This window comes from Paenibacillus sp. FSL R7-0333 (assembly GCF_038000365.1).
Taxonomy (GTDB): Bacteria; Bacillota; Bacilli; order Paenibacillales; family Paenibacillaceae; genus Paenibacillus_AQ; species Paenibacillus_AQ silagei.
In genome coordinates, this window is sequence record NZ_JBBOBZ010000001.1 from 1,125,395 (window position 1) to 1,151,943 (window position 26,549).

The 26,549-nt window shown below is 52.5% G+C and carries 28 protein-coding genes and 1 tRNA gene; 25 read left to right on the forward strand and 4 right to left on the reverse strand.

Annotation, left to right across the window (positions count from 1 at the left end; genetic code table 11):
* Nucleotides 1-68: 68 nt before the first annotated feature.
* On the forward strand, nucleotides 69-995 hold the full coding sequence (locus MKY86_RS04715; protein WP_076082387.1) for a carbohydrate ABC transporter permease: 927 nt from the start codon (nucleotides 69-71) through the stop codon (nucleotides 993-995).
* Complete coding sequence (locus MKY86_RS04720) at nucleotides 992-1,804, forward strand: carbohydrate ABC transporter permease (RefSeq protein WP_076082389.1); 813 nt, start codon at nucleotides 992-994, stop codon at nucleotides 1,802-1,804. The genes MKY86_RS04715 and MKY86_RS04720 overlap by 4 nt, the downstream gene beginning before the upstream one ends.
* 217 nt (nucleotides 1,805-2,021) lie before the next feature.
* Here MKY86_RS04720 and MKY86_RS04725 read toward each other — a convergent pair whose 3' ends face one another.
* Nucleotides 2,022-2,219 (reverse strand): hypothetical protein, encoded by a 198-nt coding sequence (locus MKY86_RS04725; protein ID WP_036697411.1) that lies wholly within the window; start codon nucleotides 2,217-2,219, stop codon nucleotides 2,022-2,024.
* A gap of 146 nt (nucleotides 2,220-2,365) precedes the next feature.
* On the opposite strand from MKY86_RS04725, the gene MKY86_RS04730 reads away from it, so the two are divergent.
* The 3 genes from MKY86_RS04730 (at nucleotide 2,366) to MKY86_RS04740 (ending at nucleotide 3,937) form a co-directional block, all read left to right on the forward strand.
* Nucleotides 2,366-2,731 carry a helix-turn-helix domain-containing protein gene (locus MKY86_RS04730; protein ID WP_076082391.1) on the forward strand — a complete coding sequence of 122 codons (366 nt, stop codon included), beginning with the start codon at nucleotides 2,366-2,368 and terminating at the stop codon, nucleotides 2,729-2,731.
* Nucleotides 2,732-2,814: 83 nt separating this feature from the next.
* A tRNA-Leu gene (locus MKY86_RS04735) sits at nucleotides 2,815-2,897 on the forward strand.
* A gap of 179 nt (nucleotides 2,898-3,076) precedes the next feature.
* Nucleotides 3,077-3,937, forward strand: coding sequence for a polysaccharide deacetylase family protein (locus tag MKY86_RS04740; RefSeq protein WP_340827764.1), 861 nt, complete (start codon nucleotides 3,077-3,079; stop codon nucleotides 3,935-3,937).
* A 134-nt stretch (nucleotides 3,938-4,071) separates the two neighbouring features.
* Here the strand turns inward: MKY86_RS04740 and MKY86_RS04745 are convergent, their stop codons facing one another.
* A complete protein-coding gene (locus tag MKY86_RS04745) occupies nucleotides 4,072-4,551 on the reverse strand; it encodes a glutathione peroxidase (RefSeq protein ID WP_076082396.1) in 480 nt (159 codons plus the stop codon).
* A 186-nt stretch (nucleotides 4,552-4,737) separates the two neighbouring features.
* Between MKY86_RS04745 and MKY86_RS04750 the strand changes: the two genes are divergently transcribed.
* The 13 genes from MKY86_RS04750 to MKY86_RS04810 all read left to right on the forward strand — a co-directional run bounded on the left by MKY86_RS04750 (nucleotide 4,738) and on the right by MKY86_RS04810 (nucleotide 17,177).
* Complete coding sequence (locus MKY86_RS04750) at nucleotides 4,738-5,157, forward strand: organic hydroperoxide resistance protein (RefSeq protein WP_076082511.1); 420 nt, start codon at nucleotides 4,738-4,740, stop codon at nucleotides 5,155-5,157.
* A 280-nt stretch (nucleotides 5,158-5,437) separates the two neighbouring features.
* Complete coding sequence (locus MKY86_RS04755; protein WP_036727511.1) at nucleotides 5,438-5,716, forward strand: hypothetical protein; 279 nt, start codon at nucleotides 5,438-5,440, stop codon at nucleotides 5,714-5,716.
* Nucleotides 5,717-5,823: 107 nt separating this feature from the next.
* Nucleotides 5,824-6,243 carry a thiol-disulfide oxidoreductase DCC family protein gene (locus MKY86_RS04760; protein WP_076082398.1) on the forward strand — a complete coding sequence of 140 codons (420 nt, stop codon included), beginning with the start codon at nucleotides 5,824-5,826 and terminating at the stop codon, nucleotides 6,241-6,243.
* Between the two features lie 194 nt (nucleotides 6,244-6,437).
* A complete protein-coding gene (locus MKY86_RS04765; protein WP_076082400.1) occupies nucleotides 6,438-7,598 on the forward strand; it encodes a hypothetical protein in 1,161 nt (386 codons plus the stop codon).
* Entirely contained in the window at nucleotides 7,595-8,866 is a 1,272-nt protein-coding gene (locus MKY86_RS04770) for a CpaF family protein (RefSeq protein ID WP_076082402.1), read from the forward strand. The genes MKY86_RS04765 and MKY86_RS04770 overlap by 4 nt, the downstream gene beginning before the upstream one ends.
* Nucleotides 8,867-8,919: 53 nt before the next feature.
* Nucleotides 8,920-9,720, forward strand: coding sequence for a type II secretion system F family protein (locus MKY86_RS04775; RefSeq protein WP_076082513.1), 801 nt, complete (start codon nucleotides 8,920-8,922; stop codon nucleotides 9,718-9,720).
* 19 nt (nucleotides 9,721-9,739) lie between these two features.
* Complete coding sequence (locus tag MKY86_RS04780; RefSeq protein WP_076082404.1) at nucleotides 9,740-10,612, forward strand: type II secretion system F family protein; 873 nt, start codon at nucleotides 9,740-9,742, stop codon at nucleotides 10,610-10,612.
* A 13-nt stretch (nucleotides 10,613-10,625) separates the two neighbouring features.
* Entirely contained in the window at nucleotides 10,626-10,814 is a 189-nt protein-coding gene (locus MKY86_RS04785; protein WP_076082406.1) for a Flp1 family type IVb pilin, read from the forward strand.
* Nucleotides 10,811-11,476, forward strand: coding sequence for a TadE/TadG family type IV pilus assembly protein (locus MKY86_RS04790; protein ID WP_076082408.1), 666 nt, complete (start codon nucleotides 10,811-10,813; stop codon nucleotides 11,474-11,476). Before MKY86_RS04785 ends, MKY86_RS04790 begins: the two co-directional genes overlap by 4 nt.
* A 211-nt stretch (nucleotides 11,477-11,687) precedes the next feature.
* A complete protein-coding gene (locus MKY86_RS04795) occupies nucleotides 11,688-13,877 on the forward strand; it encodes a hypothetical protein (RefSeq protein WP_340826399.1) in 2,190 nt (729 codons plus the stop codon).
* A gap of 13 nt (nucleotides 13,878-13,890) precedes the next feature.
* Nucleotides 13,891-14,883, forward strand: a complete 993-nt coding sequence (locus MKY86_RS04800; RefSeq protein WP_076082410.1) for a TadE/TadG family type IV pilus assembly protein — start codon at nucleotides 13,891-13,893, stop codon at nucleotides 14,881-14,883.
* Nucleotides 14,884-14,908: 25 nt separating this feature from the next.
* Complete coding sequence (locus MKY86_RS04805; RefSeq protein ID WP_076082412.1) at nucleotides 14,909-15,418, forward strand: A24 family peptidase; 510 nt, start codon at nucleotides 14,909-14,911, stop codon at nucleotides 15,416-15,418.
* 40 nt (nucleotides 15,419-15,458) lie between these two features.
* The gene (locus tag MKY86_RS04810) at nucleotides 15,459-17,177 is read left to right on the forward strand and encodes a DUF6382 domain-containing protein (protein ID WP_076082415.1); all 1,719 of its coding nucleotides are present in this window, start codon (nucleotides 15,459-15,461) and stop codon (nucleotides 17,175-17,177) included.
* Nucleotides 17,178-17,218: 41 nt separating this feature from the next.
* On the opposite strand, the gene MKY86_RS04815 is transcribed toward MKY86_RS04810, so the two are convergent.
* Both MKY86_RS04815 and MKY86_RS04820 read right to left on the reverse strand, forming a co-directional pair.
* Nucleotides 17,219-18,121: a TIGR01777 family oxidoreductase gene (locus MKY86_RS04815; RefSeq protein ID WP_076082417.1), complete on the reverse strand. Its 903-nt coding sequence runs from the start codon at nucleotides 18,119-18,121 to the stop codon at nucleotides 17,219-17,221.
* Nucleotides 18,122-18,143: 22 nt separating this feature from the next.
* Nucleotides 18,144-18,608 (reverse strand): DUF2621 family protein, encoded by a 465-nt coding sequence (locus MKY86_RS04820; RefSeq protein ID WP_076082524.1) that lies wholly within the window; start codon nucleotides 18,606-18,608, stop codon nucleotides 18,144-18,146.
* Nucleotides 18,609-18,779: 171 nt separating this feature from the next.
* On the opposite strand from MKY86_RS04820, the gene MKY86_RS04825 reads away from it, so the two are divergent.
* From MKY86_RS04825 to MKY86_RS04855, 7 genes are all read left to right on the forward strand, one after another.
* Entirely contained in the window at nucleotides 18,780-19,907 is a 1,128-nt protein-coding gene (locus tag MKY86_RS04825) for a deoxyribonuclease IV (RefSeq protein ID WP_076082419.1), read from the forward strand.
* A gap of 45 nt (nucleotides 19,908-19,952) precedes the next feature.
* Nucleotides 19,953-20,849, forward strand: coding sequence for a formyltetrahydrofolate deformylase (purU, locus tag MKY86_RS04830; RefSeq protein ID WP_076082422.1), 897 nt, complete (start codon nucleotides 19,953-19,955; stop codon nucleotides 20,847-20,849).
* A 274-nt stretch (nucleotides 20,850-21,123) separates the two neighbouring features.
* Nucleotides 21,124-21,912 carry an SAF domain-containing protein gene (locus tag MKY86_RS04835; RefSeq protein ID WP_076082424.1) on the forward strand — a complete coding sequence of 263 codons (789 nt, stop codon included), beginning with the start codon at nucleotides 21,124-21,126 and terminating at the stop codon, nucleotides 21,910-21,912.
* A gap of 30 nt (nucleotides 21,913-21,942) precedes the next feature.
* Nucleotides 21,943-23,007 (forward strand): hypothetical protein, encoded by a 1,065-nt coding sequence (locus MKY86_RS04840; RefSeq protein ID WP_076082426.1) that lies wholly within the window; start codon nucleotides 21,943-21,945, stop codon nucleotides 23,005-23,007.
* A complete protein-coding gene (locus MKY86_RS04845) occupies nucleotides 23,004-24,578 on the forward strand; it encodes an ATPase, T2SS/T4P/T4SS family (RefSeq protein ID WP_076082428.1) in 1,575 nt (524 codons plus the stop codon). Before MKY86_RS04840 ends, MKY86_RS04845 begins: the two co-directional genes overlap by 4 nt.
* Before the next feature lie 15 nt (nucleotides 24,579-24,593).
* The gene (locus MKY86_RS04850; RefSeq protein WP_076082430.1) at nucleotides 24,594-25,631 is read left to right on the forward strand and encodes a hypothetical protein; all 1,038 of its coding nucleotides are present in this window, start codon (nucleotides 24,594-24,596) and stop codon (nucleotides 25,629-25,631) included.
* Between the two features lie 11 nt (nucleotides 25,632-25,642).
* A complete protein-coding gene (locus MKY86_RS04855; protein WP_143803835.1) occupies nucleotides 25,643-26,512 on the forward strand; it encodes a hypothetical protein in 870 nt (289 codons plus the stop codon).
* Nucleotides 26,513-26,549 lie beyond the last annotated feature (37 nt).

A 26,549-nucleotide genomic window follows, 5' to 3' on the forward strand; every position in this document is an offset into this window, starting at 1 on the left:
CTATATAAAAAGCGGCGGCCCGCTCGAAAGAACAGGCTGCCGTTTTAACGGATAGGAAGTGAAGAATTATGAAAACGAAGGGAATCAGCAGCAAAAATAAATGGCCGTACCTGTTCATCACGCCTTATTTCTTATCCTACGCCGTACTGAGCTTGTTCCCAATTCTCTTCACTCTATATATCAGTCTTACCGACTGGGATTTGTACGGCAACCGGAATTTCATCGGATTCAGCAATTACACGCAGTTATTTTTCCATGATGCCTTCTTCTGGAAATCCCTGCTCAATGTCATGATCTTCATGGCGGTATACCTTCCGGCCCTTGTCCTTATGGGAATGCTGGTAGCCAGCCTTATCGAAAGCAAGCTGATCCGCCGCAAAACCTTGTTCCGGCTCAGCGTATTCAGTGCCTATATGACGACTCCGGTCGCTGTCGGGATTATTTTCTCCCTGTTGTTCGACTGGCAGGGCGGGTTCTTCAATAATATGCTGATGGAGCTGGGCATCATTCAGGAGAAGATTAATTGGCTGGGCTCCGCAAGCTCCTCCCGCTGGGTAGTCATCCTGATGGTCTTCTGGAAAAATCTTGGGTATTTCGTCATGTTCTACACGGCGGGGATGGCCAGTATTGATACTTCTATCTACGAGGCCGCAGTCATTGACGGAGCCTCCTCCAAAGATGTGTTCACGCGCATTACGATTCCGCTGCTGAAGCCGATCAACCTGTTCCTGATTATTACTTCTATTATCAGCGGCTTGCAGCTTGTCGAAGAACCGATGCTGCTGTTCAGCGGCTGGGCTTCCGGCTCCAGTATGGTAGGGGGGCCAGACGGTTCCACCTTCACACCGATCTGGTACATGTTCGATGCTTCCTTCAACGGCAGTGCGTTCAAGTACGGCAAAGGGGCAGCGATTGCTTACGGCACCTTCCTGTTCATCGCCTTGTTCTCAGTAGTTGGCATGAAATGGATCAACAGGGGCGGTGACGACAAATGAGAGCGAAGAAATTCTTTACCGTATTGCTGCTTAGCCTGATCGCTATCGCGTTCCTGTTCCCGTTCTATATGATGATTGTGATGGGAACCTACTATTCCGAGGACCTGTTCAAGCAGCTTCCGATTCTGCCCAGCGGCTATCTGCTGGAGAATCTGCAGACGATCATGTCCGCCAGCTTCCTGCGGAATTATTGGAACAGCTTCTATGTTGCCGTGTTGTTCACCCTGGTGACAGTTGGGGTGGCCTCGATTACCGGGTTTGCTTTTGCCAAATATGAATTCAAGGGTAAAAATGCGTTGTACGGCTTCATTCTGCTGACGATGATGATTCCGGGACACCTGGGCCTGATTGCTTATGTCATGGAGATGAAGTGGTTCCACCTGAACAACACCCATGCGCCGCTCATTCTGGCCGGACTGAATAATGCCTTCGGCGTATTCTTCATGACCCAGTTCATTCGCTCCTCCGTCCCGACAGAGGTTATTGAGAGCGCGCGGATCGACGGCTGCTCGGAACCGGCTATTCTTACAAGAATTGTTGTTCCGTTCCTCATGCCGGCCATCAGCACCCTGGGGCTGATCTCCTTCCTCGGGTCCTGGAACGGCTATCTGCTGCCGCTGGTCACGATCAACAAGCCCGAGCTGTACACGCTGCCGCTGGGCATTGCCAATCTGTCCACTGTGTTCCGTACGGATTATTCGGCGAGTATTCTGGGGCTTACCCTCGGTACACTGCCGCTGATTATTCTCTTCCTGTTCGGCTCCAAGACCCTGGTCAGAGGACTTACCGGCGGAGCGGTCAAAGGCTAACTCACTAAATTAGGTAAGAAACCGGAAAAAACAGGAAAGAAACCTCTCTTGTGGTGAAATGGAGTACGCTCAGCCATTTCACCGGAGAGGTTTTTTTGTGTATGAATAGAGTGCGCGGGAAAAGAAGGATTTTGCCAAGATAAGGTAGAATAACAGTAGCTACAAGAAGAATAATGCCGGTCGGTCCACACATGGAGAACTGCTGCTCCAACTGGAACTAAGATGGCGGCAGATTCAACAATTCAGCGACTTGACGGCGGTATCTGTCTGCCTTGCGCGTGCCGTGAATCAGGTTGGACAGCCGATAGGGTGGGATGTCATGTAATTCACAGAATTTCTTCTGATCCAAGTGCAGTTCTGCCAGACGCTGCTTAATGGCCCAGCCGTAGGCAGTAATAGGGCGTTTGCTGTTCAGATTGCTCACCTCGTATCGACTATCCAGCCGGTATGATATAAAATAGGTAAAGATATAATAATAGTTAATTATATACTTTTTTACGTCATTTTTCAATAAAAAATAACGTTTTTACGTATTATATTTTTTGGGGAGGCAGTTGACTGATGCAATCCATCTATGAACGTATTGAACTATTGATTAAACGGCAAGGAATTACGAAGAAATCCTTCTGTGCACAGCTCGGAATCAGCACCGGCAATATGGGAGACTGGAAGCGTGGCAAATCTACGCCTGGTACACATAAGCTGATTGAGATTGCTGCATTTTTTCATGTGAGCTTAGATTGGCTGATCCTGGGCAAACAGCCCCAAACGATTCAGGAAAGCGGCGAGGATTATTTTTTTGGCCAAATGCGGCAATTGAATTGCCAAACCGAGGAATTGCTGCCGGAGGAAAAGAACTTTATTAAGGAATATCTGGCCTTCACCAAGTACCGGAAGGATCAGGATACGAAAGGCGAAAATTCTTAAGCGGGTATCTTTACTTTTGAGCGCAACCGATTTATAATATTGAATGTTGGCCTCAAACAATGCTTCAACGTTAGACACACCGCGCGGTAGTGGTGGAATGGCAGACACGCTATCTTGAGGGGGTAGTGGGTGTATACCCGTGGAGGTTCGAGTCCTCTCTACCGCATTCAATGTACAGCAGAAACCTGGAATTCCTTGATTTAAGGGACTTCAGGTTTTTTGTTGTTTGTTTGTGTTTTGAGCTGTAAGTAAGTGCAGAAGTACACGTAAAGGGGTTGAGGATATGTGTGTAGAACAGAATGGGGAATTTAGGGGGAATGGCCTCTGAACGAGCGCTGCCTGATTATTACTGCGGATGATTTCGGTATGTGTCATTCTATGAATGCGGCGATTATGGAGTTATGGAGGGATCAGGCGATTACTTCATCCATGATTATGATTCCAGGTCCCTGGTTGAAGCAAGCCGCTGATTATGCGGTACATAATCATGAAGCCAATATCGGTGTGCATCTTACGCTTACTTCCAGTTTCCTGCAGTATAAATGGAAGCCGGTAACGGGAGGGGCGGGTGTTGAGTCACTGATTACGGCGGAAGGATATTTCTGGGGAACACCGGCAGAAGTGGAACTGTATGCTTCTGTAGAAGCGGTCAGGACAGAATGTCGTAATCAGATTGAAGCTGCTATAAGGTTAGGAATTGATCCGACCCATCTGGATAGTCATGAGGGCAGTCTATTGGGACTTGCGGGGGGAAGGGACTTTTTGGAGCTGGCCTTTGATCTCTGTGAGGAATACCAACTCCCGTTCAAATTACCCCGGAAGATTGTGGACCAGCCTTTTTTATCCCCGTATATGCGTGAGTTGTTCCGGTCGAGGATTGCCTCGGCGGACCGGCGGGGAATTCCTTTAATAGATGATTTATTAATTCTGCCTTATGAACAAAACGATGGTGAAAAATACGCAGATGTAAAGCGTGAAATAGTAAAGGCCATTCAAGAAATGAGTGGTGGAATAACGGAACTGGTCATCCACCCTTCCCGGGACACTGCCGAAATGCGCTGCCTAACGCCTTCCTCTGCTAAAAGAGAAATGGAATATCATATGTGTATCGACAGGGAGTTCCGGAAGTTGTTAGAGGATGAAGATATCCGGCTGATTTCATGGAAGGATGTACGTGACCATATGCGGTTACGCCTGGCTAGATGATGCAAGGCTTGCTACCGGGGCTGATTACAGACAGTTCACCAGCGAGTTTATGAAGAAAACACCCTTTTGAACCGTCGTGCATTCTGGCCAAAAGGGTGTTTGTATATTGCAGCATATAGTCGAATTAGGATGCTCTAGCGCAGCAGCTTCTCGATATCCTCTTCGATCTGATCCGGTGTAGTCTGCGGGGAGAACCGCTTCAGTACACGGCCTTCCTGGTCCACCAGGAACTTGGTGAAGTTCCATTTGATGCTCTTCGAGCCGAGCACTCCCGGTGCCTCTTTGGACAGATATTTGAATAAAGGATGGGCTTCGCTGCCGTTGACATTAATTTTCTCATACATGGGGAAGGATACACCGTAATTGATCTCGCAGAACTCGGCAATATCCTCGCTCTCACCCGGCTCCTGTCCGGCAAACTGATTGCTGGGGAAGCCCAGAATCTCAAAACCGCGGTCTTTGAATTTATCGTACACTTCCTGGAGACCCTTATATTGCGGGGTGAGTCCGCACTTGCTGGCTGTATTCACGACGAGCAGAACCTTGCCTTTGTACTTGGAGAGTGATTCTTCCTGGCCCCGCAGGGTGTTGGCTTCAAAATCATGGACATTCATGAATGATTCCTCCCGAACATTGATTTATCACAATTTAATTGTACACTATTCACCGCCGGAAGCAAGTTTTAAAAGGTAATAATGTGCCTGGTCGTTTCAAAAATGTGAGGTTGTTTAAGTTAAGGATAAGTGTTCTTACAAAATTTGTGTTAAAAAAGGAGAAGATTAAAGATGAGTACAGTGAAACTGAAACCCCTATATACTGCTACAGCCAAGGTTCGCGGAGGCCGTGAAGGTTCGGTGGAATCGTCCGACGGAGCGCTGAAGCATGATCTCAAAATTCCGAAGGAGCTTGGAGGTCCTGGTGGTGCAGGTACAAATCCGGAGCAACTGTTCGCGGCAGGTTATGGTGCGTGCTATGAGAGTGCCCTTGCTAATATTGCCCGTAAAGAAGGCGTAAAACTGCAGGATGTCGAGATTACCTCGAATGTGCTGATCGGCAAGGACGAGAGCGACGGAGGCTTCAAGCTGGCCGTGAAGCTGGATGTGAAGCTGCCGGGTATTGAGCGCTCTGTGGCAGAGGATCTGGCTAAGAAAGCCCATGATTTCTGCCCGTACTCCAAGGCGACCCGCGGAAATATCGAGGTTGAACTGAACGTTCTGTAGAGATAGATAGCAATGTTCAATTGAATAGCATGCTTATTCGTAAGACCAGACAGTCAATGTCTGGTCTTGCGTTATGTAGAGCCGCAGAACCACGGGTAGGAATGGACAAAGCTGGGAATAATGGCTAAATAGAGTCTGAGAAGGCCGGAAGTGTGGTAAATAGCTTGCAGGAGCCTGTACTTTGGTTGACATCACCCCGGAAATTCTTTAATATGTCTAAGTATCTGTTAATGTCGCGCGTGCTATTAACTACCAAAAATTTAAATAATGGGTGATGAAGATGTCTTACAAACCGAGTATTACGAATGTGACCAAAGCCAGCAGCAATGATAAGGAAGGATTGTACGAGTTCATTATCAAGCTTGCTGACGGAACGGAGTGCCGCGCGTTCTACAACCGGTTTCCGGAATGGAAAATGACGAACATCAGCCGCCTGCTCAAGACTCCTTGTCCGGTATGCCGCAAAGATTTCATCTGCAAATGCATGGAATCCTTCACTGCTGATTTCGAAGAGCAAATGACCGGGGACGAATGGATTAACAAAGCAATTGCTGAATAATTAGACGAACGGACGTTGTAGGCGCGGGAGCTATCCCGCGTTTTTTGCTTTTTTTTCAAAAGGGGATATGAATGTTACACTATGCTTAAGCGGAAGGGGGCGGCGATGTGGCTGAAGAGCGGAAGGAATTGCAGGGCGAAGCTATTGTGCTGATCGATGGGGTGTGTCATCTGTGCCAGGGAGTCGTCCGGTTCATTATTCCGCGTGATCCCAAGGCGCACTTCAAATTCGCCTCCTTGCAGAGTGAAGCGGCCCGGGAACTGCTTAAGACAGGCGGTCTGCCCGAGCATCAATTAGATACTGTGGTGCTGATCGAGGACGGCAAGTATTATACAAAATCGGCAGCAGTGCTGCGGATTGCCCGCAGACTCCGGTTCCCGTGGCCCGCCGCCTATGTGTTCATCCTGATTCCGGGACCGCTGCGTAATGCTATGTACAGGATTGTGGCCAGGAACCGCTACCGCTGGTTCGGCCGGGATGAGCAGTGTCTGCTGCCGACACCGGATATGAAGCGCAGATTTCTGTAGAGTGAAGGGGGATTCTGAGGAATTCTCTCAAATAGTGGTGAAAAAGATATTGCCGACCTCTTGTATATATGCTACTATAGCAGTAAATTACAGGAACAGTAACGGAAGCACCGTTCAATGACCGTATTCACGGTTATTGGCGGTGCTTTTTTGCTGTTCTTTTTCCCATGTATTCAAGAGAGGAGGAGAAGTTCATGACGGCAAGAATCGTGCTTGCAGTCCGGGAGAGCCAGTATATTGAACCGCTGCTTCATTACCTGCATCATAGCGAATATGGGGAGATGCTGCGGATTACGGCTTTCAGCAGACTGGACGCTTTTATGGAATTTATGACAGGTGACGAGCTGCCGGATGCGGTTGCCGGTGACCCGTCCTTCATTGAAGCTTGGCTGGTGGAAGGGAGAAGTACGGTTCCCTGGGCTGTCTTAAGTGAAGGCGGAGAATTGCCGAATGGCCGGGACCTGGCTGGGGGAAGGCATATTGCCAAGTATCAGGCACTGCCATCGCTGCTGGAAGCGATTCTCCAGCTGAGTGATCTGAAGCGGGTACGGACAGCAGCTCTGCCTAAGGAAGCAACGCTGCTGCTCGGGATCGTCTCGGCCAGCGGCGGCAGCGGCAAAACCACGGTAGCGTTGAACATGGCGAAGCAGCTTGGAGCGGTGGGCCTGTCCGTGTTCTATCTGAACCTGGAGAGTGTGGACAGCAGCGGCTTCATCCTGCGTATGCCGGGGAGTCATGTTCCCGGTCTTGAGCGGCTCTTGTATGAGCTTAAGGCCGGAGGGCCAGAGAATAAGAGGGGGAGAGGGCAGCCGAAATGGACTGATTATGCGTTCAGACATGACAGTCTGCGGTGTGATGCCTTCCGGCCTGTGGAGAATTTCAAGGAGATGCTCCAGATGTCCCGGCAGGACACGCTGGATCTACTGGAGGGGCTGGCCGGAGCCGGAAGCTATGATGTGGTTATTGTAGACACCGGCGCTATTGAGGAAGAACGGGCCCAGGCTGTTCTGAACAGGTGTGGCATTCTGCTGTGGGTGCTGAAGAATGAACAGGCCGGTATCCGCAAGACCGAAAGCTGGCTGGATTATATTGCAAGTCCGCACTCCGGCATGCAGCCGGAGCTGGTGAACAGGAGCCGATTCGTCATGAACGGCTGGACCGGAGCGAAGAATGAAGGGCCGCTATCCTCAACACTCAGGCTGGATGCTGTACTTCCGTATATTCCATCCTGGGGGTTACAGCATTATGGAGAACTCTGTCTAAGCTCTCCCCAATTCATTGACGGTATACAGCAGCTCTCCAGAGCTATAGTAGAGCCTGCATTGCCTGGGGTGTTCACCGGGATTCCAGTATGAATGAAGAGATGTTCCGCGCCCTGCGCAGCGACATCCGGGCAGGGCTGGATGTGACCTCGGTCATCGGGAATGATGAGCTGGCTGCTTATATCGAACGGATCATTCTGGAGCGGGAACAATTACGCCTCCTGACTGCTCAGGAGAAGCACGAGCTGGTGAAGAAGCTGTTCGATTCCTTCCGGGGGCTGGATATTCTCCAGCCGCTGGTGGATAATCCGGCGATCACCGAGATTATGATCAACAGCCATGAGGAGATTTTTATCGAGGAAGAGGGGATGATCCGCAGGCTGCCGCTGGCTTTTGAATCGGGGAGTAGGCTGGAGGATATCATTCAGATTATTGTCTCCGGCGTCAACCGTGTGGTTAATGAATCGTCGCCGATTGTGGATGCACGGCTCCAGGATGGCTCGCGTGTCAATATCGTACTGCCGCCTGCCGCGCTGAAGGGTCCGGCTATGACCATCCGCAAATTCCCGGAGACCCCGATGACGATGGAGGAGCTGGTGAGGCGTGAAGCGCTCTCGGAGGAAGCGGCTGAGCTGCTGCGGATTCTGGTTGCTGCCAAATACAATATTTTTATCAGCGGCGGTACTGGCTCGGGCAAAACAACCTTCCTGAATGCCCTGTCGCAGTTCATCCCGCCGCAGGAGCGTGTCATTACGGTGGAGGATTCGGCAGAGCTGCAGATCGTTACGGTTCCGAATCTGGTCTCCCTGGAGACCCGGAATGCTAACACAGAGGGGCGGGGCGAGATCACGATCCGTGATCTGATCCGCACTTCGCTGCGGATGCGGCCTAACCGTATTGTCGTCGGCGAGGTGCGGGGCGCTGAATGTCTGGATATGCTGCAGGCGATGAACACCGGCCATGACGGGAGCTTGTCAACGGGGCATTCGAACAGTGCGCTGGATATGCTCAGCCGCCTGGAGACCATGGTGCTCAGCGCTGCTGATCTGCCGGTAACCGTAGTCCGTCAGCAGATTAGCTCAGCGATCAATATATTCGTGCATCTGTCGCGGCTGCGTGACCGTTCACGCCGGGTGATGGAGATCAGTGAAGTTGCTGGTATCCGCAGCGGTGAAGTCATCCTGAATCCTCTATATGAATTTCGGGAATCAGGTGAACAGGATGGCCGGGTGCAGGGGAGGCTTGAGGTGTGCGGCAACCCTCTTCTGCATACAGACAAGCTGCGGATGGCCGGAATCCTTGATTATCCGCTCAAGCAGTATGAGAGTAGAAGCTCTGCTGAGGAGGAGAATGTACCTTGAACGTCATGAAGAAGAGAGACCGGCATCCCCCTGTAAGGCAGAACAAAGGGTTCATGAAGAGTACACTGCCCGTACTGCCGGTTAGCGGATCTCAAGGGGGAGAGCAGATACTGTTGCCGGATTATACCGTATACGAGTTGACCTCCCTGCAAAGAATGCTGGTCATTCTGGGTGCCGGAGCTCTGTTGTTCGGTATTGGTTACTTGTTCTATCACCGGCTGCTCCTGGCGGCACTGCTTGTCCCCGGAAGCGCCTATGGGCCGCGGCTTCTGCGCGAATATCTGCTGCAGCGCCGCCGGGCTGCGCTGAATCTGCAATTCAAGCAGATGCTGTTCTCACTCTCTTCGTCGCTCTCTGCCGGACGTTCGGTGGAGAATGCTTTCCGTGAAGCCGTGCAGGATCTGCGGATGCTTGACCCGGAGGGCGCAAGTGACATGATCTCCGAGCTGAATATCATCTGTGCCCGGATGGAGAACGGGGAGCCGATTGAAGATGCGCTGTACGAATTCAGCAAAAGAGCAGGAATGGAGGATGTGGAGCGCTTCGCAGATGTATTCATGGTCTGCAAGCGTACGGGCGGGGATCTGGTTGAGATCGTACGCCGCACCTCATCGATCATCGGCGAGAAGCTGGATATCCAGCAGGATATCGCAGTCAGTATCGCCCAGAAGAAATTCGAGGCGAAGGCGCTGCTCGTCTCTCCACTGATGATGGTGATGTTCATGAGTCTGAGCGCCGGAGACTACATGCAGCCAATGTACACAGGTGCAGGAATAGCCGTGTCTACACTGGCGCTGATTGCACTGTTCCTCTGTTACCTCTGGACCAATAAGATCATGGATATTCCGCTGTGAGGGAGGGTGAGTGAAGGGGATGTCTTTGATCTGCGGTGCGATTCTGCTTCTGCTCGCAGCAGGCTGGCTCATTCTGAGGTTGAGATGCGGCAGCCGTTATGCTGCTCTGCGGGAGCTGCCTATGGAAGGCCTGCGGCTGCGGCGGCTGGGTGAGCCTCTATTGTTGCTAGTAGAGAAGGGAAGAATCGCCAGTTATCTCCCGTCCGTAATGTTCAGGATACAACGTTCGCTGCAGCGGATCTATGGTATGCGCTACAGTGCAGAACGTACCTTGCTGTTCATAGGGGAGATGCTTAGCTACAGCTGGCTGCTTGCAGCAGGCGGAAGTGCGCTGACAAGCTTTACGGGAGAGCAGGCGGGAATCATCCTCGGAGGGCTCTTGGCAGTTGCACTCCCGGTGGCGATGGTTAGCGATCTGCACAAAAAGGTACGTGTACGGGAGCAGAATATTATGCTGGAGCTTCCTGAGCTGCTGAACAGTATTGTTCTGCTGGTCGGCGCAGGTGAGACCGTTCAGCGGGCGATTGTACGCTGTGTGAACAGCCGTCATGGGGATAGCGCTCATCCGCTCTACGCTGAATTAATGAAGATGACAGCTGAATGGGACGGCGGTTACTCCTTCCAGCAGGCGTTCGAGAACTTCAGTAAGCGCTGTGCTGTACAGGAGGTCTCCATCTTCACAACTACAGTGCTGCTTAATTACCGCAGAGGCGGGGCCGACTTTGTTCTGTCACTGCGGGATCTGTCACGGATGCTCTGGGAGAAGCGCAAGGCGATCAGCCGCACACGCGGCGAACAGGCATCGTCGAAGCTGGTTTTTCCGATGGTGGTTATCTTCTTGATTGTGATTGTGCTGGTGGGAACACCGGCGATTATGATGTTAAAAATGTAGGAGGTAGAGGTGTATGTTAACACAGATGGCAGAAGGAGCAAGAAGTTTTTGGAGAGATGAAGAGGGGCTGGGAACACTGGAGATGATCCTGATCATTGCTGTCCTGATTGCGGTCGTTCTGGTATTCCGTGAGGAGATTGTGAAGGTGGTTAAGGATCTGATCGGCACTGCCGGAGATAAGAGCCAGGAAGTCTTTGAGTGATTCCGCTGCGGGAGGATGAGGGGAGCTTCACTATCGAGGCTTCGCTTCTGCTGCCGATTGTTATGGGGATTACGATGGTGCTGCTATTCTTCTCCTTATATACCTATCAGAAGTCGATGCTGCTGCAGATTGCCTCAGCTACTGCGGAGCGGGCTGCTTATAACTGGGAGAATAGTAACCGGGCGGTAAGCGGAGAATTCCAGACTGGAAATGTTGATCCGCTGTACTGGAGAATCGGTGAGGATGGACTATTGGCTTCGCTATTCGGTTCAGGAGCAGAGAATGGCAGTACGGCCATTACGCTGCCTGGTAATGCTGAAGAAGGAGGGCCCCTGCCGGTAGTGAAGCTGCGCCGGGCATCACAGATGGTGCCTGCCGGATTACAGGGAGAAATGAGTTATGTCTACGGATTGACTGGCCGCAGAATCAGTACGGAGCTGAAGAAGGTGCTACATCTGCCTGTTCTGGATAATCTGCTGGCCGATAGAGCCGCACCTGAGGTGTATGCCCGCTCCTACGTTACGGAGCCTGTTGAATTCATAAGAACGGTGGATCTCATGCGTTACTACGGATCGAAGTTCAAACAGGATTCCTCCGCCGGTAAGGAGGGCATCGGCATGGAGAAAAAGCATGCAGCCCAGATGCTTGATAAACTGCATTAAGGATGACTGGTGATGGAGCAGCTTGGGCCGGGCTGCTCAAGAATAAGGTTAAGGGGAAGTTCGGATGCGTATTTTCAGTCACAGCAGGTGCTTAAGCAAATCGCCTGGCCGGAGCCGCTGCTTGGATTACGGCGGTGATCCTATTAGCAGTAGTACATCCCAAGGCATAGGCAAATGGTTACCTGGATATATTGTCAGATGTCTTTGCTCAGTGGAAGGTTCGGTATCGGTCTTTCTTATTATGGTGGTGGCGTTTGTATTTCTGTTTAATGCTGTGCTGATCGATTACGCACGGATTGCGGCGGTGAATGTGCAGGAGGAACGTCTGGCGAGAGCCGCTATACGCTCTGTAATGTCGGCATATGACATTGAGCTGCGCGAGAACTACGGCTTATTCGCCTTCGGCGGCGGGGACGGCAATCAGCTGCTATCGAAGGTGCTTAACGACAATCTGTACGAGAGCGGACGGGGGGATGCCTTTAACCTGCTGCCCGTGATGGTGGATTCCTCTTCGCTGGACTGGAGCCACCCGCTGGGCACCTATGAGGTCTTCCGGCGGCAGATTATAGAAGAGATGAAGTACAAAGCGCCGGTTGATTTCGCCTTGGAGCTGGCGGGCAAGCTTAAGCCATTATCGGCGGCGATGACTGAGGCTTCACGGACAACAGAGATACTGGGTGACTTGCAACCCTTATATGATCAACGTGAGGAAGCTCTGGATCTCATGCTGAAGAAGCGCAAGGAAGCTGCTGACAGTGCACAGAACCTGCAGAAGCTGCTGATGAATCCTCCGGGTGACAGTATTCCGGCGCGTTCGCTCGCAACCTTGGCCGCAAGCTCCGATATCCCGGCGATGTACGGGGATTATGTGAACAAGTATTATGACGATTATTACCGTCCCCCCAAGACGTGGCCAAAGTACACGGCAGTGCTATCACAGTATCAGGTTCAGATTGGTGAAATAACAGGCAAGATACCAGTAGTTCTGGCTGACTTCCAGGAGAGAAACGGCCGTCTGCTGGATGAAGCAGAGGCTGCACTTGAGCAGGTGAATGCGCTGAACCTTCAGATGAAGAGTGTCATTGATCAGGCGGAGGCGGATGCCAGCACTGCGGGGGATGATCCTGCCCATAACTGGGACATTCCGGACACGGCCGGAGAGCTTAGCTCAGAGCCTCTTAAGAAGCTGAGAGCACAGGTGGAGGGACTTATCCTTCCTCCGGCTGAGCTTAGCGGGCTGGGGAATAACATCGGGATACAGCGAAGTACCGCGCTTCCCTTGGAGCCGCTGGTCTCCGGCTTGCCGTCTATATTAAGTACAGCATCCGGGCTGTATGCCGACTATTCTCTTATGAGCGCAGGGGTTCTTAATGCTTCCCGGGCAGTGCACGGCTATATAAGCAGCTACGGGCAACACGGTACTGTTATAACACAGGAAGCGGAACAGATTGAGAGCCGCCGCACTGATGACAGCCAGCGCAAGCAGATAGAAGGGCAGGCGAAGAAGAAGCTTGGAGATGCGATGAAGCTGCTGGATCAGATCCGCGCGCTGGGAAGCAGCGCACATGAAGCGATGGAGCAGTATGGTAGTCTGCGTCAATACTACCAGCAGAATGTGGCCTTTAACGAAGGTCTTGAACAGGAGCCGGGGGCTGCTGTGAATACTGGCGATCAATACGCTGCGGGCAAGTCGTCTATGAAAGATATGGATGGGATATATGCTGCTATGGGCAGTGTGTTGGCAGGAGCCAGAGACCGGCTGTACCAGACGGAGTACTCTGCGATGTATTTCCGGCATTTCGATCTGTCTGCGCTAACCTCACTGGCCTCCGGGTCTGCTGAAGGATTCGGTGAGCAGCTGGGAGAACAGCTGAAGCCGCAGGCGCAAGAGCTGGAATATATTTTGTACGGATTCTATAATCCTGCAGGCAATGTGGCAGCCGCTTATGGCGAGATCTTTGCTCTGCGGCTGGCTGTGCGGACGATGGAAGGCCTGATTGAGAAATCTGGTATGGGAAATCCGCTTGTCGTCCTGGCTGCTGCACTGCTCTACGGTATTGAGCAGGCTATCCAGGATATGATACAGCTCTGCACCAAGGGGGAGATTCCCTTATCCAAATACATGACCGCACAGCTAAGCTATCGTGACTATCTTCGGCTGTTCCTCCTGTTGCATGGGGGAGGGGAAGAACAGTTGTCCCGGATGCTTGCGCTGATCCGCCTGAATACCGGTATCAATCCGGTAGAGAAATATACATATGCCTCCGCGCGGATCACGATGGGGATGCAGCTTTGGTTTTTGCCGGGTGTAGTGAAGCTGGTGAATTACAGTGCCGGACTGCCAGGGGATGTGCGGGGCAAAGTTTATTTCAGACAAGCAGTGGCTGACTTTTCTTACTAAGGGGGAGGGTAGAATGAAGCGGTGGCGGAGGAAATCGCCGGACCCTAAGGATGAAGGCAGCATGGTTGTGGAGGCGGCATTGATTCTGCCTGTGTTCCTGCTATTTGTCCTGTTCCTCATCTTCATCATCCAAATGACCTTGTATTCAACAGCGCTGCAGAGTACGGCTTCTGACACTGTCAAAATAATCTCAACCCATATGTATCCGGCAGCTCTGGCCATGCAGCAGCAGGAGGGGGGAGGTGGAGAGGAAGCCGGAGAAGCAGGTGAGGCTGAGCACTCAGATGATGCGGACTCCTCCAGCATCTGGAGCATACCGCGGCTGTCGATAACGGAGTGGAGTGAGGACTACGTGGAGAAGCTTCCGCAGCCGATGGAATCCTGGGTCAAGGCTGTGATCCGGGAGGGAGAAGGGCCGCTGCAGAAGGTGCAGGCGGGAGCATCCGAGGCTGCGCTGGATTTGGTGCTTAAGCCGATGCTCCGGCCATATCTATCATCGGACTGGCTTGAATATAGCAGAATTCATGTATCCAATGTCACTGTACCCGATCTGAGGCAAGGGACGCATCCATATTTCGGCATGGTAGTCAGCTATGAGCTGCCAATGCGAGTCCCGTTCCTGAATGAAAAAATCGTGCTGGAGGCCAGCGCAGTTGAACGCTTATGGGTCGGCAACACCGATTCAACCGGGGAAGGAAATCCGGCTGAACCTGCTGAGGAGACCGGAACCATTATGATCCTGGAGAAGCCGAATCCGGGAGTAGCGAATCACCAGGGCATTATCAAGGTGAAGGTGCCTCCCGGGGCATCGGCCAATCTGTCGATCTTTTACAAGAGTGGTCAGAGTACCGCCAAGTATCTGGGCTGGAAGCAGGCAGATGAACACGGGTACATCGAATGGGAATGGAAGATCGGCGTGAATACTACGCCGGGTACCTGGCCCTTCGTGGTTAGTCTGGCTGATGGAGCTACGCTTCAGGCGACTTTTACAGTGGTGAACAAATAAAAGAGTAGAGAAAAGAGGAGCACGGATGACGGAATGGGCGTTATGGGGCTGCCTGCCGTTCCTAACAGCAGCATTATTCACAGATATACGCTGGATGAGAATTCCTAACTGGATTACACTGCCTGCGCTGATTGGCGGACTGCTACTGCAGTTGATTATCAATGGCTGGCAGGGGCTGCTGTTTTCACTTTGCGGCAGCGTAGCAGGCTTCCTGCTCCTGCTGATTATGTATTTTATCGGGGCGGTGGGGGCTGGCGATGTGAAGCTCTTTGCGGCTATCGGCGCTTGGACAGGAGTGCTTTTCTCGCTTCAGGTTATTGTCTATTCGGTGCTCTTGGGGGCAGTCGTAGGCTGGATCTTCATTCTCTACAGGAGGGAGACAGGACGCAGGCTACGCAGCATGATTAGCAGAACAGCCGGGTTCCTGCTGCTCCGCAATATGAGTCTGGCCAAGGGCCGGGAGGGGGAGTTACTCCGGTTTCCCTTTATGCTGGCCGTGTTTCCGGGCTTCATCTGTGCTTATATTTATTTCTGACTTGGAGCTTATCGTTGACAAGCTTAGGAGGTGAAGAGACTTGTTAGGACTGGAACGGGATTTCATCCAGCAGGACGGAATAACGATGCTGCTGGGCAAATCCGGGGGGCTGAGCGCAGGAGAGCTGAATATGGTGCAGGCCCGGATGCTGATGACCAGCGGGATACCGCATCATTTACGCTTGCTGCTTAGAGAAATAGATCTGCAGGTTACCCTGGAATACACGGTTGCAAGACGTAAAATGCTGGGAGCGCTGCTTAAGAGCGGGAAGCTGAGCATGACGGAATTCTTCGGGCTGATGCTGCAGATCGCTGCCGGGATGGAGGAGGGGCAACTGTATATGCTGCGTACAGAGCAGTATGCGCTCCATGAGGACTTTATCTTTATCGAAGGTACGCTCAGCAGCGGCAAGGTCTTCCTGACCTATATTCCGCTGGAACTCACTGAGCCCGCATTGAAGCCGGGAGAAGCCTTGAAATCGCTGATCATGGTCTTCATGGGAGCCATTCAGGAGTTATCGGGTGACGGGATTCAGCGGCTGCTGCAATATTGCGGGGAAGAAGCTTTTAGTCCGGCGGGGCTGAAGGAGCTGCTCGCAGAAATGCTGACGGAGGTTACACCCCATAAGGCCCATGCTGAAGGAGCGGAGCCTGCACATCTAAGTCCTATGGCTGGCCTAGGCACTTCTGCCGCTGTACCAGGAACGAGGATAGACTGGGCGCAGCCTACGGATCGCAGGCTGGAGGAACCGGGAAGGGAGAGGTCCGCGGCCGCAGCGTTCTCCCGTGTACATGGAGATAAGGAGGCGCAGCCATCCGGTTCGATGCTTAATCCCACGCCTTGGATGAGCGGTATGCCGCAACTGAAGCGTAAGGAGGGATTATCAAGAGTTCAGACAGCAATGGATGCAACAGTTGGACCTGTTCAGGCTGAGGACAAGCAGAGTCCTTACAGGACATATATATTGCTGGGGGCATTATTAGGTGATGCGTTACTATGGAAATTCCTCTATCTGAATGATCCCCGGACAGTTTGGCTGGCAGTATGTGCTGCGGGAACTCTAATACTTGCGGCTGTGTGCTGGCTGGTATGGAGTGGAAGGCTGGCTTGGGGCGAAGCTGAGGAAGAGATGGACACTCTGGAGGAGGGGGCAGAGGATTATAACAGTACAGTCCGGAACCGTAAGCTGAGAAGCGATCTGGAGTGGGATTTCGGCAGAAATCCGGTAGATCGGCATCGTCCTCCTGCCCCGGTCTACACTCCTCAGCAACAAGAAGCAACTGTGGGAGTCAACGGCTTCACAGCTACACCGGCTGGCAGACAACAGGCTCCGCCGGGGATGGGGATGGCCGCCAGCAGTCCGCAGAAGAAGGAAGCGGCGATGCCTACAGCGCTGCTGACCCGGGAACCCGTTCAGGCTACAGGCAGCAGTCTTCCCCAGGCCGGAAGGACAGTACCTTATCTGGAAAGAAGCGACCCGGATGACGTTGGAGCTATTGAGAGAATTGAGCTGAACCGGCCCAGCTTCATTATTGGACGCTCCTCTGAAGTGGCCCAGTACATTGAGAAATCGGAGGGTGCTTCACGGGTTCATGCTGAAATCTCCAGAGCCTCAGGAGGATACATTCTGAAGGATCTGGATTCCAGGAACGGGACGCTGCTTGCAGGCGAAGCTATGGTTCCCTACAAAGAATACCCGCTGACCGAAGGCACCGTGTTCACCATTGTTAAGGGTACCTACACCTTTCGGACAGCGTAGCAGAGATAGATGGGACGGATGGAATGATGCGTTTGCACAGCCTACTGGTTTTTCAGTTGTTCCAATGCAGGCTGTAGCGTGGGATAGTTGAAGGTGAAGCCGTGGTTAATTGCTTTGGAAGGAAGCACACGCTGGCCTTCCAGCAGAATCTCTGACAGCTCGCCAACAGCGGTTTTTAGCAGAAACGCCGGAATCGGGAACCAATGCGGACGATGGTAGACTTTGCCGATCATCCGTCCGAACTGTTCATTGGTGACCGGCTGTGGAGCCGTGGCATTAACGGGACCTTCGATCTCAGGCTGAAGAATGCAGAATTCGATCAGGCGCACAATGTCTGTAAGGTGAATCCAGGACATCCACTGCTTGCCGGTGCCGATTTTGCCGCCGAAGCCAAGCGAGTAAGGCAGCTTCATTTTGGGAAAAGCACCGCTCTCATTGCCAAGCACAATCCCTGTGCGCAGCTTGACCAGACGGATACCGGCATAGGCCTCATCTGCAGCCTCCTCCCAGGTCTTGACCACCTCGGAAGGGAAATCGATCACCCGGGTCTCGGAAGCTTCGGTGTAGGTGTCCTGCACAGATGTACCATAAATGGCGACGGCTGAGGACTGGACGATCACGCTTGGCTTATGCTGGAGTGAATTTAGCAGCTTCCCGGCAGCGGTAACGGTTTCAAGACGCGATTCCATAATAGCCTGCTTCCCCTTAGGGGTCCAGCGCTGGCTAAGCGAAGCTCCGGCAAGATTAATCAGCGCATCTGCGCCTTCTGCCGCTTCAGGATTGGCTGCCAGGCTGTCCCAGGTGAGATAGCTAAGCCCCGGATGCTCCAGCTTGTTCTCGGGGTTCTTGCGCCCGACACTGATGATCTGATGTCCGCTCTGCAGCCAATATCCGGTAAGCTCGCTGCCGATGAATCCGCTGCCTCCGCAAATGATATATTTCATAGGGCTTGCTCCTTAATATGCTTTATTTGACCAGATGCTTGTAAGGCGCGTAGTCGATGCCGTTCTTCTCCAGGAAGGTGATCAGGAACCTGTTGTCACGCCGGGGCGTAGCAATAATGTACCCTTGAATACAGTGGTCACGGGTAACCTCAGTTGCATGACTCTCTACAGCCAGCTTGCCGATCTCAGCGGCGATAGAGTGCTTGGCAATATCGCGGAACGGGCTAGGCACCGGCTGTACAAGCTGGTCCAGAAAAGCCTTCATCTCGTCGCTCCACAGCGGACGGCTGCGTTCCACCCAGTAGTTCTGCCAGTCCAGCTTGGATTTGCCGTCAGCCTTGGGCAGCACCTTCAGGAATTTGCGGAACATAAAATAGCCGCCGATGCACATGCAGCCCAGCAGTAAAAAGGTCCAAAATGCGATGGAGTTCATAAACCAGTTGCTTGGAGATGTGGATAATAAGCTTGAGGGTAAATGGAAATGCATGAATACACCGCCTTTGACAATGATGATTGTCACTTTCCTTTTGCTCCTCTTGAGTATAGCGTATTTCCTTAGGTTTGCGAAGCGGAAGCGGCCTTTCGGGGCTTGCCTAGATTTATTCTCCCGATCACGGTAGAATAAGGGTTAATTCGTGAAGGAAAGAGGGAAATAGGCATGCTGAAAATAGGTTCACATGTGTCCTGCGCGGACAAGGGTCTCCTGAGCGCGGCCAATGAAGCAAATGAGTACGGATCTACCTCGTTTATGATATATACGGGAGCGCCGCAAAATACGCGCCGGAAGCCGATTGAATCGATGTTCCCCGAGGAAGGCAAGCAGAAGATGCGGGAGAATGGCGTCGGCGAGATTGTGGTTCACGCCCCTTACATTATTAACCTGGGCTCCTACAAGGAAAATACCTATCAGCTGGCAGTAGACTTCCTGCAGGAGGAGATCCGCCGGACCCATGCGCTTGAGGTCAAGCATATTGTCCTGCATCCGGGTGCATTCACTGATAAGGATGCTGATTACGGCATTCAGCGTATTGCAGACGGTCTGAATGAGGTGCTGGGCGGTACGAATGAGACCGATGTGCATATCGCACTGGAGACGATGGCTGGTAAAGGCACAGAGATCGGCCGCACCTTTGAGGAGCTTGCCTCCATTATAGATAAGGTCGAATTTAATCAGCGGCTATCGATCTGTCTTGACACCTGTCACATTCATGATGCCGGATATGACATCGTGAACGATCTGGATGGGGTGCTGAAGAAGTTCGATGATACCATCGGCCTGGAGCGGCTCGGCGTGATCCATCTTAATGACAGCAAGAACCCGCGCGGAGCGGGCAAAGACCGTCATACACCAATTGGCTCCGGCTACATAGGATTCGAGACGATCAACAATGTAGTCCAGCATGAAGCACTGGCAGGTCTGCCGTTTATTCTGGAGACGCCTTGGATCGGCAAAGACGCCAAGAAGCTCCGTCCCATGTATGAAGTAGAAATCGCTCTGCTGCGCGGCAATGTTGCTGAACGCTTCGGTGCGGAATTCCTGCAGGAGCTGGAAGAGCTGCATGCCTTTTTTGCCAAGCAGGAGCTGGATTCACGCCGTTATGTGCTGGAGGTGTGGGAGCTGCTGAAGAATGACGCCAAGGCTAAGAAGGCGGATCCCCGGGAACCGCTGGAACGTCTCTATGATCAAGTCATAGCTGCCGGATTATTCCCTCAGCTTAGTGAGGAAGCCGTTAATCACCGGCTGATCGCCTGGCTTGCAGGCAAACAGCTGCTCGTGAAGGCATAGACCCGCATAGATAACGCAAGCAGATGAGAGGATGAACGGAGAACTATGGAATTACATGTGAAGAGAGAGCATTCAACAGGCAGACCTTATCCCGACCGGGCGCGTATGCTCATATCTTGTCCTGACGGACCGGGGATTGTAGCGGCGGTATCGCATTTCTTGTATCAGCATGGCGCGAACATTGTGCAGTCGGACCAATATACGATGGACCCGGACGGCGGAATGTTCTTCATGAGAGTAGAGTTTGACCTGCCTAAGCTGGATGAGCGGCTGGAAGAGGTACGTAACATCTTCGGCGGTGTTGCCGAGCGCTTCAAGATGAACTGGCAGATCTTCAAGGTGAGCCACAAGAAGCGGCTGGCGATCTTCGTCTCCAAGGAGGACCATTGTCTGGTGGAGCTGCTCTGGCAGTGGCAGGCGGGCGATCTGGATGCAGATATCGCGCTTGTGGTCAGCAACCATACCGATATGCAGGCTTATGTGGAATCCTTCGGCATCCCGTTCCATCATATTCCGGTTACCGCAGAGACGAAGGCTGAAGCTGAAGCGCGTCAACTGGAGGTTATCGGTGAGGATATCGATGTGATCATACTGGCCCGGTACATGCAGATTATCTCCCCTTCATTCATCGAGCATTACCGGCACCGGATCATCAACATCCATCATTCGTTCCTGCCTGCCTTCGTCGGCGGTAAGCCGTACGCCCAGGCCTATCAGCGCGGAGTCAAGATCATCGGGGCAACCGCCCATTACGTGACCGAGGAGCTGGACGGCGGGCCGATTATCGAGCAGGACGTTCAGCGGGTTAGCCACAGCGATGATGTGAACGAGCTGAAGCGCATTGGACGTACCATTGAGCGGGTCGTTCTGGCCCGTGCCGTTAAATGGCATATTGAGGACAGAATCCTCGTGCATCACAACAAAACCGTAGTATTTAATTAATCAGCTAATCTTGCCGTAACCGTTACAACCACTCCGGTAAAAGTCAGCAACCCTGCGTAACGCAGGGGATATGGAACAGCGTTCTGGTCTGGCTTTTACCGGCATTCATCTTCAGCGGGAGCTTCCCGCAGCCTCAGGCTTCACAACCTCACAAGGATAATCTAATACACTTCTCAACCACTAAGGTAAAAAAGCATTTTACCGGCATTTTGGACATAAGCGCCAAGATGTATTTTGCTATGTGCAGAAATCACATTCAAAGGGGGTAAAGGGCTTGTCAACAAAGCACGGACGTCTATTAAAACGCAATTATTTCTTCGCCGGACTCATCCTGCTCATTGGCTTCGGCGGACTGCTCGGCTATGATCTGTATTTCAAGCCTTATGTACTGTCACAGACCGTTGTCAAAATCAAGGTGGACGGGGGCGGCTTCCTGCCGAAGAATCATGAGCTGACAGCGGAGAATCTCTATCTGGATTCCGTACAGACCAAAGACATCCCGGCAGGGGTCGTCCGTAGTCTGGAGCAGGTGGAACAGAAGATTACGAATGTTAATCTGACGGATGGCAGCATTCTGACCGAGTCGCTGGTGGATGTAAGCGAACTGGAGCCACAGCAGGACGAGGGGATTTTCCCGATTCCCAAAGACGCGATCTATGCCATCAACGGTTCTCTCCGCAGCAGGGATAAGGTAGATATCTATTTGGTCGAAGGAGACTTACCCGCAAAAGAACGCAGAGGATACAGTCCGGCTGCATCCGCATCTGCATCTGTAACTGCTACTGGAGGAGGGCAGACCTCAGACGCTTCTTCGCTGCCGGAAGCAGAGGTTCCGCCGGAAATCCCTGCGCGCAAAGTATTCTTAAGCGGAGTGACAGTAAACTATGTCCGTACGGAAGATAACAACGATGTACTCGACTCGGAGAACGGCAATAACAATAACCGTTTTACTTCAACCGGGAAGGTGGCAGCCCCGGAGCTGAAGCTGAAGAAGAGCGACGGTGAGCTGCTGGGAGCTTATCTCGAACAGGGCAAGAAGCTATGGATTGTCCGGGTGGAGTAGAAGAGCATACAGAAAGGAGGAGGAATAAACTTGAGAATATTCAGTCTGGGTATAGATCAGTTGACGATTAATGAGATTAAGCTGGCAGGCTTCACCGTTATTGCTCAAAGTGTGCTGCCGGAGCCTGAGCATGCCGGAGGGCATCTGTTAATGGTAACGAGCGAGCAGGTACCGGTAGCGGAATTAAGAGAGCTGAGAGGGAGGTATCCGGACTCTTCAATTTTGTACATCTATCTGCAAAAGGGGGTGCGGGGTTACCAGGCCATACATATGCAGTGTGAGAGTCTGGGCATATTCTTCATGCCTCCGCGCTGCACCTCAGCGGCAATCATCGATAAGCTGCGCTATATGCTTGAAGATGAGCACAAGGAGAGTGGTAATGTGGTAGGCTTCTTCGGTTCAGGGCCGGGGATTGGCTGCACGAGTATTGCCAAGCTGTTCGCCAGGAGGATTGCCGCTTCAGGGCTGCGGGTGATTATGCTGGGTCTCGACCTGTACGATCCGGGCTATGACCGGAAGACGGCGGTTAGTCTGGACAGGCTGCGGCCGCGGATTACGGGTAAAATGCTGCATGATGAGGACTTCAGCGCGCTGGTGAAGCGGGAAGGCTATGCCTATCTGCCAGGGAACTTCGATTATCTAAGCGCTCAGGATTATCAGGAGGAGGAGATCGAATATCTGCTGGCGAGAGCAAGTGAAAGCGCCGATGTGGTGATTGCGGACTTCGGGTCGATTCCCGAGAGCGCCGCGTGGTATGTGGGAATGCAGAAGTCGCTGCTGCGCATGATCGTTACACACCCGCGGCATGAACACAGGCTGCAGCCCCTGATGGAGCTGGCCGGACATATGGACCTGCATCCGCAGGACTTCCAGTGGATAATTAACCGCAGCAATGTGGAGGAGCTAACATCACCGAAGAGCCTGGCCCTGCGTTTTGGCAGCGAGCTTTTGCTGGAGCTACCGTATTATCCATCTTTTCCAGAGAGCCTGCCACTGGGCAAAAAAGAGCTTCAGCAAGTGGACGATAAGGTCCACGCATTGCTTGTATCACTTGGCCTCGCCCAGGAAACCCGCAAGAAGGGGATATTTCAATGATGAACAACAAGGATGAAAGCTTGCCGTTGCAGCAGAAGCGTGTGCTGTCCGGATGGGCTCCGCTGGACCCTGAACAGGGCAGGCGGCAGGGACAACGGGACGAGTGCTTACAGGCGGTGCCTGGACTCGCGGACGGAACGCAGAGCAGACGGCTATTCTCACTGAAGCAGAGTGTACTGCGTACCAGCAAGCCCGGCAAAGAGGACTTCTACAGCTTCCTGCACACCATGAAAAGTGAAATGAACGCCGGGCTGGAGCGTGAGGATGACGGCTATTTCGAACTGAATGCGAAGGCGCTGGTTGGTGATCCGCAGGCGGTCAGCTTTTTCATGAACGAGATTGAGAAATACCTGCGCCGGACCCCGTTTACCGGAAAAGTGCCGGAGGCTTACCGCACAGCCGCTGAAGCGCTGTTTCATGAATGGAAGGGCTTCGGCCCCGCCTACCGCTGGTTCACAGACCGTGCCTATAGCGAATCCACCGGACTGCAGATGATCGGGCGGCAAATTTTTTATAACCATCAGGGGAGGTTTGTGGCGTATCCCTATGAGATGCCTTCGCTGGACCGGGTGGAGCAGCTCAAGCGCTCTCTCCTCAAGAGTGATCCGGGCAAGAAGCTGAACAAGGATAATCCTTCCGTTGAATTCAAAATGGATGATCCCCTCTGGCCCGGCCGATTCATTCGTCTAGCCATCTGGGTCTCCCCGCGGGTCTGGGAGGGCTTCACTACCATCTCGCTGCGGCGGCAGGTCGTTGAATTTCTGGATCTGGATGATCAGGCCGGCACGGAATGTATTCCTGCGGAAGCGATTGATCTGATTCGTGCGCTTACCGGGACGTTTCGAAACACGATTATCGCGGGGGCGGTTGGCTCGGGCAAAACTACTTTTGCCAACACAATTGTCGGCGAGCAGTTGCTCGGCTCCTCTTCCTGTATGGGCGTCGTGATGATCGAGAAGCATCCGGAGTCGATTTTACCGTACCAGATCAAAGGCCACCGGATCATTCCCATCCAAGCTTCCAATGAAGAATTGATGGAGGTCGGAGTGGAGTCGCTGCGGCATGACCCGAACATTCTATACATGACAGAAATGCGTTATAACGAGTGGGAATTCTATTTGTGGAGCGGGGAGAAGGGCTATGACGGCATTACGGGCACCTTTCACACCGTAGATTCGGAGGATATTCCTTATCAGGGGGCGTTTGCAGTATCTACACGGATCGGCGGCAGCCTGAAGGGGCATTTAATCTCAGCGCTGAAATCCTGTGAGCTGGTGTTCATTCTGGAGAGTGTCCCGGATGGGAAGAAACGGCTTGTGCGGATCTCCGAAGTCTTTTATGAAGAGGCCAGTAATTCAGTCTTCGCTAATGATCTGATGCGCTGGGAACCGGAGCAGGCGGGCTGGACCTATAATGACAGGCTGACCCAGGCGCTGATCGATAAGATGAAGAAGAAGAATGCCAGAGCGGCACGGATGCTGCTGCAGGAGCTTGGACATCTCGCTGCGCAGAAGCCGATGACTGACCCGCTGAAGGAAAGTCTGAAGTCCAAAATCGTTTTGAACGAATGAGAGGAGGGAGAGCCTGTGGGGCTGCTGTTCTATATTATCCAGTTTGTGCTTCACCTGCTCGTTGCAGGCGGACTCTGGCTGCTGGTCAAGCCGCTGATTGAGCGGCATTTATGGCAGTGGGGGCAGAAGCTGGATCTGCGGATGAACCTGTTCGGCCACAAGTTCAGCAGCGCGAAGAGGAAAGTGTGGCTGTACCGCCATCTGGATGATCTGCTGTATTTTGCCCATAAGCGATACGAGCCGGGCATCAGTGTGCTGCGCTTCGTCACCCGTTCGGGGATGCTGTTCCTCGGTGTATTCCTATCGAGTCTGCTGACTCTTAAAGAGCTGCCGGGGCAGATGAGCTTCAGCAATCCTTTTCTGGAAGGCATGGTGTTGAATGACGGCGCACCTGTGGCGAATGCCTGGCGGCTTCCGCTGTTTCTGGCGGTGCTCTCGGCCTGTATTCCTTATCTGCGGATGAGATATACCTATGCCCAGCGCAAGGTGCGGGGGAGCTACGATCTGCTCGATGTGATCAAAATCGCCACCAAATTCACGCATTTGTCTGCGGATTCCATTTTGTCCAAGACCAGTGACTTGCTGCCGGTGGAGAATGTGCTGAAGACGCCCTTGAGGCTGCTGGGTGCAGCGTTCGCCGGCTATAGTAATGAACGGGAGCTGAATGAGGAAGCCGGGCGTTTTGCCGGAGCGATTGGCACGACGTTTGCCGTTGAATTCGTATCTGATCTGCTCTATTGCGAGAAGGAGGGCACCCGTTATCTCAAAAGCTCGCTCATGACGCTTAACCGCTCAATGGAGCTGCAACGGGAGACTATTCTGACGGTGAAGGCCAGCAGCCGGGATGCGATCAGCCTGGGACTGTACGGTAATCTGATAGTGCTGGTATCTTCTGTGGGAACGTTCATGTACATGCTGAAGCCGGATGTGTATTTCAAATTGCAGTTCGAGACAACGATTGGACTTACTTTTATGATGGTGATCCTGACGGGCCTATTCATCTCGTTCATGATCAGTACCATCCTCGCCAGACCCAGACTGGACTACCATTAAGGTGATGAATGATGGATAGATTACTACTTTTGATAGCTGTAACAGGTATTGTGTATCTTGCCTTACTGGTCTTTATCAGCAGCAGCAGCCGTCAGCAGCGGTATGTGCTCCGTCTGGGCCAGCAGTGGAAGGCCTTCGGGGAACGTGTGCACAATGAGCGGCTGCAGCAATTGCTCAATCAGAGCGGACTCTCTATATCAGCAGCCAAAATCACCCTGTTCCGATATTCGGCGGCTTTTCTCTATCTGCTGGCCCAGGTAACGGGAGACTTCTTACGTTCAGAGCCAATGTCAATATACGATCCTCTGATTGCTCTGCTGATTCTCGTGATTACCAGTCCGCAGCGGGCGCTGCCGTTTGGCTGGCTGCTGAGCTGGCTGCATCAGAAGACACTGATCCAAAAAGACGGAGAGCTGATCTCCTTCATCCGTCTCTATGAGAATAACCGTCTGCGCAAGCGGGGGTATGTAGAATTTGGCGCCTTCTGCGCCGGGACGGCCAACCATTTCAGTTACATCCGCCAGGATCTGTATGAGCTGTCAGAGCGGGCGGTGGATGAGGGGACGGAGCGGGCCATTGAATGGTTTTGCAGCAAATTCCCGGAGAACCACATGTTTATCAACGATATCCGTTCAATTCTGCTGGCGACAGAAGGGATGGATGATGACCATGAAGCAGCAAAGTATCTGCAGGAGCAGGGCAAAATTATTACCAAAATCTCAAGTGACCAATATCTGAAGAAGTGGTCCTTTATCGGGGACATCTCCACGATCATCAATGTCATTCCGTCGATCGCCACCTTTCTGATGATTGTGTCGCTGGCGATGCAGTACATTATGCTGATCAAAGGGAATTTTAACGGCGTAGGGATGTTCCAATGAGCTAATTAGGCAGGCTGGAAGCAAGAAAATAAACGAA